Genomic DNA, 10,622 nt, shown 5'->3' with positions numbered 1-10,622 from the left:
CGCTGAGACAACGATGCCGATAGAAAAAAATGATGGACAGGAGGCAAATCGGACTTGCGTCAGAACAGAGTATCTACAGCTCGGGCGATTACAATATTCAGACAGCCTCTAAGGAAGTGTCCATCGACAACTTCCCCCTCTTTCGCAAAGGCGGGCATGCTGAAAGGTCTGCAGGGCGTGTCCTAGAGATCGCACAGGCGCGCTGGGAAGCGCCCTGAAGATCAAGAAGATCACAAATCTCGTCGGCTCATGAAACCCTGAGCCGCGGGCGTTGTCTCAGATGAGCTATACGGAACGTCGCGCCCTGAGCATCCAAAGACAATCACTACAACAGCACTCAAGCGCATGGCTCTGAACTGGTTCAAATTTGCTTCACCCGCTTCCTTCTACCCCATTGCCGGCCGATTGATCCCCATCTTTTGGGTATTGACGGTCGCGCTGCTTGCCGTCGGGCTCTACTGGGGCTTTTTCGAGACCGCCGACCAGCTCGGCGGGGGCAATCCGCAGAAGGAGTATTACCGCATCATCTTCATCCACGTGCCCGCGGCCTGGATGTCGATGTGGCTTTACGTGGTCCTGGTCGGCTGGGCCGCCATCGGCCTGGTCTTCAACACCAGGCTCTCCTTCATGATGGCCAATGCGGTCGCCCCAACGGGCGCCATCTTCACCTTCCTCGCGCTCTGGACAGGCGCCTTTTGGGGCCGGCCGAGCTGGGGCACCTACTGGGATTGGGACCCACGACTGACCTCCGAGCTGGCGCTCTTCTTCCTCTACATCGGCTACATCGCGCTGCATTCCGCGATCGACGACACCCGTCGCGCCGACCGGGCCGCAGCCCTGCTGGCCATCGTTGGGCTCATCATGGTCCCTCTCATCTTCTGGTCCATCAATTGCCCCGACCCCAATCAATGCGCGGCGCTGCATCAGCGCTCCAACCTGATGCACATCGAGGGCAACATCCTCTTCTCGATGCTCATCATGACCCTGGCATTCTGGATGTACTCCTTCGCGACCAGCTTCATGAGGCTGCGCAGCATCATCCTGACGCGCGAAGCCGACAGCAGCTGGGTCCAAGACATCCTGACTCAGGAGGACAGAGCATGAGTGAATTCTTTTCGCAGGGCGGCTACGCCTTCTTCGTCTGGGGTGCCTACGGAATGGTCGCCGTCCTTTTGGTCATCGAGATCCTGCAACTTCGCGCGCAACACCGTGCCCTCTTGGGTCGGCTCGGCCGATTGAGCCGCATGCGCGACAACGGAGCGACAGCATGAAAGCACGACACAAACGCCTGACCTTCGTCGGCCTCGCCATCCTTGGCGTGGGCGCCGCCTCGGCCCTTGCGCTGACGGCCCTCAAGGGCAATATCTCCTACTTCTTCAGCCCCTCTCAGGTCGCGGCGAACGAGGCCCCGCCCGATCACGTCTTCCGGCTCGGCGGATTGGTGACCGAGGGAAGCATGCAACGTCAGGAGGATGGGCTGACCATTCACTTCGACGTGACCGACAACGCCGAAACGGTGAAGGTCGCCTACACCGGCATCCTTCCGGACCTGTTCAGCGAGGGCAGCGGCGTGGTCGCGAAAGGCCGGCTTGGACCCAACGGCATCTTCTACGCCGACGAGGTTCTCGCCAAGCATGACGAAGAATATATGCCGCCCGAGGTCGCCAGCACGCTGAAGACGGCACACGCGGAGGGCGTCGCCAACGCGGCGACCAGCAGCGCCGAGGCATCCAACTAATGGTTCCGGAACTCGGTCACTTCGCCCTGATCTTAGCGCTGGTGCTGGCCATCATTCAGGCCAGCGTGCCCCTGGCCGGCAGCTTCACCGGCAACCGCAGCTGGATGTCCATGGCGCGACCACTCGCCTGGGGCCAGCTGACGTTCATCGGGCTAGCCTTTCTGTGCCTGCTGCAGGCCTTCGTGACGGATGACTTCTCGGTGGTCTATGTCGCCACCAACTCCAACACCCTGATGCCACTGCCCTACAAGATCTCCGCGATCTGGGGTGCCCACGAGGGGTCCTTGCTACTCTGGGTCTTCATGCTGGCGGGCTGGGGTGCCGCCGTGGCCGCGCTGAGTAAGAACCTGCCGCTGGCGATGATCGCGCGCGTCATCTCTGTGCAGGGCATGATTGCGATCGGCTTTCTGCTCTTCACCGTCCTCACCTCCAATCCCTTCGAGCGCATCTTCCCGGCACCTCTCGAGGGACGCGACCTCAACCCCTTGCTGCAAGACCCCGGACTGGCCATCCATCCGCCGATGCTCTACATGGGCTATGTGGGCTTCTCCGTCGCCTTCGCCTTTGCCATCGCCGCGCTGCTCGGCGGCAAGCTGGACTCCGCCTGGGCGCGCTGGTCACGGCCATGGACCACGATGGCCTGGGTCTTTCTGACCATCGGCGTCGCCCTCGGCTCCTGGTGGGCCTACTATGAACTGGGCTGGGGCGGCTGGTGGTTCTGGGATCCGGTAGAGAACGCCTCCTTCATGCCTTGGCTGGTCGGTACGGCACTCATGCACTCGCTGGCGGTCACCGAAAAGCGCGCGGCCTTCAAGAACTGGACCGTGCTGCTGGCGATCTCCGCCTTTTCGCTCTCGCTGCTCGGCACCTTCCTGGTCCGCTCGGGTGTCCTCACCTCGGTGCATGCCTTCGCGACCGATCCAACCCGCGGCAGCTTCATCCTGCTCTTCCTCTGTATCGTCATCGGCGGCTCCCTGGCGCTCTACGCCTGGCGGGCGCCCAGCATCTCCGGCGGCGGGCGCTTCGATCTGGTCTCACGCGAGACCTTCCTGCTGATCAACAATCTACTGCTCGCCACGCTGGCCGTGCTGGTGCTCTTCGGCACCCTGGCGCCATTGATCTACGAGGCCGCCGGCTGGGGCAAGATCTCGGTCGGCTTTCCTTGGTTCAACAAGATGTTCGTCACCCTGTCGCCCTTCCTCGTTCTTGCGACAGGCGTTGGGCCATTGGCGCACTGGAAGCACGACGAGCCGAAACGACTCCTGAAGGCACTCTGGCTGGCGTTCGCCCTCAGCATCCTCGCCTTCCTCACCGCCTCGATGTCCATCTTCTCGGCGGGCAATCTTGCGGTCGGCTTCGGACTCGGCATGGCCGCCTGGATCCTCGGCAGCCACCTCGCAAGCCTCTTCGACCGGCTCAAACATAAGCAGGGGCTCAAGGGGCTTGCAGCGGATCTGGCCGGCAACAGCCGCAGCTATTACGGCATGTGGCTGGCTCACGTCGGCCTGGCGGTCTTCATCGTCGGGGTCACCATGGTGTCGATCCACGGCAACGAGAACGACGTCCGCATGTCGCCGGGCGCGGTCCACGAAGAGTCTGGGTATCGCTTCCAGTTCAACGGCGCCGAAGCCGTGCAGGGCCCCAACTACAGTGCCTTCCGCGGCGACTTCATCGTCTACAAGGGCGAGCGCGAGATCGCGCGCCTCTACCCGGAGAAGCGCAACTATTTCTCCGGCGGCATGCCCATGACGGAGGCCGCGATCGACGCCGGCCTGCTGCGCGACATCTACATCTCGCTCGGCGAGCCTGTGGGAGATCAGGGAGACTGGGCGCTGCGGCTCTACTACAAGCCCTATGTCCGCTGGATCTGGCTCGGCTGCATCTTCATGGCACTCGGCGGCCTGCTTGCCGTCACGGATCGGCGCTACCGCATGGCCCAGCGGACCGTGTCCGCTGTCGTTCCCGGCGGTGCGGCGACGGCCTAGGGAAACGCCACTTGGCCGGGATCATCGCTCCGGCGCAGCGCAGTGCCCTCGGTGCGACTTCCGCCGATGGCGGCGAGGGCGCCGCTCCTGCCGATCGAGCAGCGACCCCGGCGGGCACTCAAGGCCCGCCGGGGCAGCGCCCGATGCCACCAGCAGACCATTCGCTTTTTGGATAACCCTGCATACACATGAACACATCCGCTTCTCGCGCCCTGATCCCGCTCGGGATCTTCCTCGCCCTGGCCGCCCTCCTCTTCTATGGGCTGCAGCTCGACCCGCGCAAGATCCCTTCACCGCTTGTCGACAAGCCAGCACCCGACTTCAGGCTCGAGTCCCTCAAGGATCCGAGTCGGACGATGACCAAGGACGTCCTTCTAGGTCAGGTCTCACTGGTCAATGTTTGGGCCTCCTGGTGCCCCTCCTGTCGGCAGGAGCACGGCGAACTCATGCGCATCGCACGCCGCAATAAGGACATCCAATTCGTCGGCTTCAATTGGAAGGACAGCCGCCCTGAGGCGCTGCAGATGCTCAAGCAGTTCGGCGACCCCTATGCCCTGAGCATCTACGACCCGGACAACCGCTCTGGAATCGACTGGGGCGTCTACGGCGCGCCAGAGACCTTCATCGTGGACGCCGAGGGCATCATCCGCCACAAGCATGTCGGCCCGATCGACGCCCAGGTCTGGGAACAAGAGATCCGTCCCATCGTTGAGCAGTATCAGGCGAAGAAATCATGATACCCCGCAGCCCCAAGCTCCTCCCGGCAGCGCTCGCCCTGGCGAGCGCACTCACGATCGGGACCACGCAGGCTTACACCCTTGAGGAGTTCACCTTCGAGGATCCGTCGCAAACGGCCAATTTCCGCGATTTGATCGGCGAGCTGCGCTGCCTGGTGTGTCAGAACGAGTCCCTCGCCGGCTCGCAGGCGAGCGTCGCCCAGGATCTCCGCAACGAGGTCTATCGCATGATGCAGGAAGGCAAGACGCGAGACGAGGTGGTCGACTTCCTCGTCGCGCGCTACGGCGACTTCGTGCTCTATGACCCGCCCATCAAGCCATCCACCTATATCCTCTGGTTCGGTCCTTTTCTCTTCTTAGCGCTCGGCGGCTTTCTGCTGATGCGCGCCATTCAGCGCAAGAAGGCAGAGCCCGAGCAAGACCTCAGCGATGCCGAGCGGGCGCGCCTGCAACAACTGCTCGCCGACACCGCAGTCACCAACAAGAAAGACTAAGGCCCCATGATCATTTTCTGGATTCTCGCTGGCGGCCTCTTGGTCCTGGCGCTCGTCTTCATCGTCACCCCCCTCCTTCAGTCCGCGCCTCAAGAGGACCTGATCGAGCAAGACGCCCTGAATCTCGAAGTCTTCCGCCAACGTCTAAAGGAACTGGATGCGGACCTCGAGGCGGGCTTCTTGGATCAAGACAGGTACGCCGCTGCGCGGCACGATCTCGAGCGCGAGTTGCTCTACGATGTGGATGCGGGCCAGCAAGCGCCCGCGCAGAAACCCACACCTTCCGCCTTGAGCCGCTGGCTAATCGGCGCAGCACTGGTCATTCTCGCGCCCATCTCGGCCGTGCTCATCTATCTGCAGCTCGGCGAGCCAAGACTGGCCGACCCCTTGCAGGTCGCCGCGAGCGCACAAGCGGCGGAGGAATCCGGTCAGAGCGGCGCATCCCTGGAAGAGCTGGTGACCCGACTGGAGCAGCGCCTGCAAGAGAACCCTGAGGACATCGACGGCTGGCTGATGCTGGGTCGCACGGCTTTCGCGACAGGCAAGACGGAGCAGGGTCTCCAGGCCATCGAAAAGGCCTATGGGCTTGCCCCGGATGAGGTCGATATCAAGCTTGCCTATGCGGAGGCGCTCGCCGCCGCCAGCCCCACCAAGAGCCTTGAAGGCAAGCCGGCTGAGCTGATTCGCGCCGTCCTGGATGAGGATCCGACCAATCGGATCGCGCGCTGGCTCACGGGCATGATCGCCTTTCAGAAGGAGCAGTACGCGTCTGCGGTAGACACCTGGGAAAAGATCCTCGCGGAACTCGACCCGAACGGCCAGGAGGCCGCCAATCTGGAGGGGATGATCGCCGAGGCCCAAACACGCATGGGCACACCGACGGACTCAGGGGCTCAAGCCTCGGTTGAGGGCAGCGTCGAGCCATCTGCCGTTGAGTCTCAGGCGCCGCCGGCAGCAGCGGGCGATGCCGACATTCAGGTGACTGTCAGCCTGGATGCGAGTCTTGCGGACCAAGCATCGCCGGAGGACACCGTATTCGTATTCGCGCGCGCAGCGTCTGGCCCGCCGATGCCGCTGGCGGTGCAGAGACTGCGTGTCAGTGACTTGCCAAGATCGATCAGGCTGGACGACAGCATGGCAATGACTCCCGCAATGCGGCTCTCAGCCTTCGATCAGGTCGTGGTCGGCGCCCGCGTCTCCAAGTCCGGCGACGCCATGCCTCAGAGTGGAGATCTCTTCGGCGAGACTGGCCCGCTGACCGTCGGGAAGGACACCCAAATCAGTGTAGCCATCGACCAGGTCCGCCCGTAGCACGTCAACGCGAGCGGCTCAGCCGCCGCTCTGAACATCATTCGCATCTGCCTCAAGGGACCTGCTGAGGTCAAACCCTTTCGCGCACGACCTCCTTGGCGTAGGTGCCGACGAGTTCGGCGTGAGCCAGGATGTGATCTTCCATCGCCAGCAGCAGATCGTCCTTACCTGGATTGCCGAGTTCCGCCGGAAGGCAGAGGTCGAGGGCGTACAGCCGGTGAAAGTAGCGATGTCTCCCGGTCGGCGGACAAGGACCACCGTAGCCGGTCCGCCCCCAGCTATTCACGCCCTCTCCAATCCCCTCGGGGAGCCGATCAGAGGCCGCGCCCTCGGGCAGCCCCTCCAAGGCAGCTGGAATGTTGTAGAGAATCCAGTGGTCCCAGACCATTCGCGGAGCTGCGGGATCCGGGGCATCCGGGTCATCCACGATCAGCACCAGACTTTGCGTCCCTTCCGGGAGCCCTTCCCAAGCAAGCGGGGGTGAAACATCCTCACCCTCGCAGGTACAGCGTCGCGGAATCTCACCGCCGTCGAGGAAAGCCTCTGATTTGAGAACCAGTGCCATCTTGTGCCCTCTCTCCATATGCTAACTTTTCAAACGACATTGGGAGTCTCTTGACGTATTGAAAGGTTCCTCCTGTTTCAAGCTGTGCGTCCTTCGGCGGCCAACCGGCCGCCGCTTTTTATTCTTTCGACTCCGACTCCAAGGCGTCCCGCCCCACACCCGGCATAGGCTTACATCAGCAGACGCGAAACGCAGGGAGCAAGGCTCCGTTCTCGCATCCAGCCCAAGGGCGTCAGAACCCCATCGAAGCACTCCGAGCAACCAACCAGCGCCTTCATCTTCTCCGGAGTCGCTTCCTGGCGGCTCTTCCGGATCTCGAGTAGTGTGCGATAGACAGCCAGCGCATCAGGCACGCCAGCCGCTTGACACCCTAGCCCTTTTGCGACGGGTCCCGACACCATGTACGAGCTTGCGGTTGATCTAAGGCAGTCGCACCGAATTTCGTTATTCTCACATCCGGAGTGACGCCGGCGTTACAGTATAATTTCGGCTCATCGAATCAGAGGGGCGTTGACGAGGCGCCCTGCGTTCCATTCAAGCGCCACGACGGGATCAAAGATGTCTGACTACAACGCTGAAGACGTCCGCAATATCGCCCTGGTCGGCCATGCCGGCTCCGGAAAGACCACCCTGGTGGAAGCGCTCCTAGCCGCCACCAAGGCCATCCCAAACCCCGGCAGCATCGCCAAAGGCACGACTGTGTGCGATTTCGATCCGCTGGAGAAGGAGCTACAGCACTCACTGGACGCCGCCATTACCAGCTTCAACGCCGGTGGCAAGCACGTCAATCTCATCGATACCCCCGGATATCCGGATTTCCTCGGGCGCAGCATTTCCGTGCTTCCGGCGGTGGAAACCGCCGCCCTGGTGATCAATGCCCAAGCAGGCATCGAGCCCATGAGCATGCGCCTGATGAAGGCCGCGGACAACCGCGGCCTTTGTCGTCTGATCATCGTGAATCAGATCGATGCCGAGGATCTCGATCTGGCCGGGCTGACCGAGCAGATCCGCGAGACCTTCGGCGCGGAATGTCTGCCGATCAACCTGCCCGCGGACGGTGGTAAGCGCGTCATCGACTGCTTCTTCAAGCCGAGCGGCGAAGGCGCCGATTTCTCCTCCGTGGAGGATGCCCACAGTCAGATCATCGATCAGGTCGTCGAGGTCGACGAGGAGCTGATGGAGGTCTATCTGGAGCAGGGCCAAGATCTCAAGCCCGAGCAGCTCCATGATCCCTTCGAGGCCGCCCTGCGCGAGGCCCACCTGATCCCCATCTGCTTCGTCTCGGCGGAGACGGGCGCCGGCATCCCCGAGCTGCTGGAGATCATCGAGCGACTCATGCCGAATCCGGCCGAGGGCAATCCCCCTCCCTTCCTCAAGGGCGAAGGCGCGGACATGAAGCCCGTGCGGGTCAGTCCAGACCCATCGCTGCACGCCGTAGCCCATGTCTTCAAGGTCATCAACGACCCCTTCCGCGGCAAGCTCGGCATCTTCCGCATCCATCAGGGCCGCATCACAGCGTCTAGCCAGCTGTTCATCGGCGATGCGCGCAAGCCCTTCAAAGTCAGCCACCTCTACCGGCTCAGCGGCCCGGAGCAGGTCGAAGTCGACGAGGGTGTGCCGGGCGACATTCTGGCGGTCGCGCGAGTCGACGACATCCACTTCGACGCCGTGCTCCACGACTCGCACGACGAGGACCACTTCCACCTCTCGTCGCTCGAGTGCCCTCTGCCCTTGTTTGGATTGGCGATCAATACGACCAAGCGCGGCGACGAGCAGAAGCTCACCGACGCCTTGCACAAGCTCGAGTCGGAAGATCCCTGTTTCCACATCGAGCACAACGCGACCACCAACGAGACCGTCATCCGCGGCCTCGGCGAGCTGCACCTCAAGGTGCTGCTGCGCCGCCTATCCGAGCAGTTCCACGTCGAAGTGGACACACATCCGCCGAGCATTCCCTATCGTGAGACCATCATGGGCAAGGCGGAAGGACACCACAGGCACAAGAAGCAAACCGGTGGCGCGGGTCAGTTCGGCGAGGTCTATCTGCGCGTCGAGGCCAAAGAGCGCGGCACAGGCTTCGAGTTCGTCGACGCGGTGGTCGGTGGCGTCATCCCGGGCAACTTCATCCCCTCGATCGAAAAGGGCATACGCCAGGTCCTTGAAGAAGGGGCCGTCGCCGGCTACCCCCTCCAAGACGTCAAGGTCACGGTTTACGACGGCAAACATCATCCGGTCGACTCCAAGGACATCGCCTTCGCGACCGCCGGGCGCAAGGCCTTCGTCGAGGCCGTATCCAAGGCTCAGCCAGTCATCCTGGAGCCCATCGTCAAGATCCGCATCACCAGCCAGGACACCGCCATGGGCGACATCGCCGGCGATCTATCCAGCCGCCGCGGACGCATCAACGGGAGCGAGTCCAAGAGTCGCGGCCGCATCGTCATCGAAGGCGAGGTCCCGCTGGCCGAACTCGACGGCTACGACGCCAGGCTCAAGGCCATGACCGGAGGCGAGGCGACCTACAGCATCGAGCTGAGCCACTACGACCCGGTGCCGGGCAACATCCAAAAGCAAATGACCGACGCCTACCATAGGGCCGAAGACTAAGGCGATTGCCGGAAAAACTCGTTCCTGATGGCGCCGGATCGAGGTTTGCCTTCTGAGACATTGTCCACCAACAGCCTCCCCCCTTTTACAAAGGGGGCCAGGGGGATTTCGGGCGGCATCGCTCGCATCGGGAAACACTTGATGGACTCTTGCTAAGAAAGCGTCCATCAACAACTTCCCCCCCTTTCACAAAGGGGGCCAGGGGATTTCGGGCGGCATCGCTCGCATCGGGAAACAATTGATGGACTCTTGCTAAGAAAGCGTCCATCAACAACTTCCCCCCTTTCGCAAAGGGGGCTAGGGGGGATTTCGGGCGGCATCGCTCGCATCGGGAAACAGTTGATGGACTCTTGCTAAGGGGCACCGACGGGCTCTATGACCGCCGGTGCGACAGGCAAGGCCGACCTCGAGACTGGTACGTCAGCGGGTATGAGCTTTGACAGAAATCCTCGAAGCCCGAGGATCCCGCCGGGGAGCCGCAACACCCCGGCGAAATCAAGACTCCTTCAGGCAACCAAGAACCTGAGGCCAGCGGCTCTCGGCAACAGCGACCTGGAGCGGCAAGCCACAAACCACCCAAGCTGTCGCCGATCTGGCGATCCTTGCAGCGCACGCTGAAGGCGTGGTCCTGTCGACAGGGAGCTTAGAGGCTGTTTGAAAACTCCCTCGTGATGCTTCGTGGGAGCGGCGCCCCGCGGCGACGACCCCGTCTCAGGAAAGTGCTCCGAAATGTCAGAGGTTTGCAAACAGCTTCTTATGATGGAGACCATCTTGATGCGGATACTCTATCCCCGCTTCCTTTGCAGCTGGCGTCAGCTCATCGAAGTCCAGTACCTGCATCGCCACCTCGGCGCCTCTTGGTCAGTCCTGCGGTTTGGATGACGGGTCCAGTCGTCGGCTGCGCCATTGGCTTCATCCTAGATCCGCCCGCTGGAACCACCAACAGGCAAGAGACACGAAGAAAAACAAAAGCTTGCTTCGCCAAGACGCTTCGCCCAAAAAGCGAGCCTCGGCGCTGGGACAAGGCATCGAAATCCTCTGTGCGCTTAGAGGATATCCGGAACAGAAAATGCTTAATAATTAAAATGCCAAATAAGATAGTATCTTAGGTACGACAATCACGCGTATCGAGGATGCCATGGCCTTTCAAGAGATGTCCGATGATTTTTGGCGCCAGGCAGAACCGTT

General features: G+C 62.0%; 9 protein-coding genes. 8 read left to right on the top strand and 1 reads right to left on the bottom strand.

Going from position 1 to position 10,622, the window contains the following annotated elements; all coding sequences use genetic code 11:
• Positions 1-345: 345 nt before the first annotated feature.
• The 7 genes from ccsA (at position 346) to ccmI (ending at position 6,265) form a co-directional block, all read left to right on the top strand.
• On the top strand, positions 346-1,104 hold the full coding sequence (gene ccsA, locus G3480_RS23070; protein WP_164656492.1) for a cytochrome c biogenesis protein CcsA: 759 nt from the start codon (positions 346-348) through the stop codon (positions 1,102-1,104).
• Complete coding sequence (gene ccmD / locus G3480_RS23065; RefSeq protein ID WP_164656486.1) at positions 1,101-1,271, top strand: heme exporter protein CcmD; 171 nt, start codon at positions 1,101-1,103, stop codon at positions 1,269-1,271. The genes ccsA and ccmD overlap by 4 nt, the downstream gene beginning before the upstream one ends.
• Complete coding sequence (gene ccmE, locus G3480_RS23060) at positions 1,268-1,738, top strand: cytochrome c maturation protein CcmE (RefSeq protein WP_164656484.1); 471 nt, start codon at positions 1,268-1,270, stop codon at positions 1,736-1,738. Before ccmD ends, ccmE begins: the two co-directional genes overlap by 4 nt.
• Positions 1,738-3,723, top strand: a complete 1,986-nt coding sequence (locus tag G3480_RS23055; protein WP_164656482.1) for a heme lyase CcmF/NrfE family subunit — start codon at positions 1,738-1,740, stop codon at positions 3,721-3,723. The genes ccmE and G3480_RS23055 overlap by 1 nt, the downstream gene beginning before the upstream one ends.
• A gap of 188 nt (positions 3,724-3,911) precedes the next feature.
• The gene (locus G3480_RS23050) at positions 3,912-4,460 is read left to right on the top strand and encodes a DsbE family thiol:disulfide interchange protein (RefSeq protein ID WP_164656480.1); all 549 of its coding nucleotides are present in this window, start codon (positions 3,912-3,914) and stop codon (positions 4,458-4,460) included.
• Complete coding sequence (locus G3480_RS23045) at positions 4,457-4,954, top strand: cytochrome c-type biogenesis protein (RefSeq protein WP_164656478.1); 498 nt, start codon at positions 4,457-4,459, stop codon at positions 4,952-4,954. The genes G3480_RS23050 and G3480_RS23045 overlap by 4 nt, the downstream gene beginning before the upstream one ends.
• A gap of 6 nt (positions 4,955-4,960) precedes the next feature.
• Positions 4,961-6,265 (top strand): c-type cytochrome biogenesis protein CcmI, encoded by a 1,305-nt coding sequence (gene ccmI / locus G3480_RS23040; RefSeq protein WP_164656476.1) that lies wholly within the window; start codon positions 4,961-4,963, stop codon positions 6,263-6,265.
• 70 nt (positions 6,266-6,335) lie between these two features.
• Here the strand turns inward: ccmI and G3480_RS23035 are convergent, their stop codons facing one another.
• Positions 6,336-6,830 (bottom strand): YbhB/YbcL family Raf kinase inhibitor-like protein, encoded by a 495-nt coding sequence (locus G3480_RS23035; protein ID WP_164656474.1) that lies wholly within the window; start codon positions 6,828-6,830, stop codon positions 6,336-6,338.
• A 558-nt stretch (positions 6,831-7,388) separates the two neighbouring features.
• Here G3480_RS23035 and fusA point away from each other — a divergent pair.
• Positions 7,389-9,434, top strand: coding sequence for an elongation factor G (gene fusA / locus G3480_RS23030; RefSeq protein ID WP_164656472.1), 2,046 nt, complete (start codon positions 7,389-7,391; stop codon positions 9,432-9,434).
• Positions 9,435-10,622: the final 1,188 nt, after the last annotated feature.

It is taken from the genome of Thiorhodococcus mannitoliphagus (assembly GCF_010915725.1).
Lineage (GTDB): Bacteria > Pseudomonadota > Gammaproteobacteria > Chromatiales > Chromatiaceae > Thiorhodococcus > Thiorhodococcus mannitoliphagus.
Note: the sequence above shows the minus strand (reverse complement) of the source record. Positions and strands in the feature narration are given on the sequence as shown.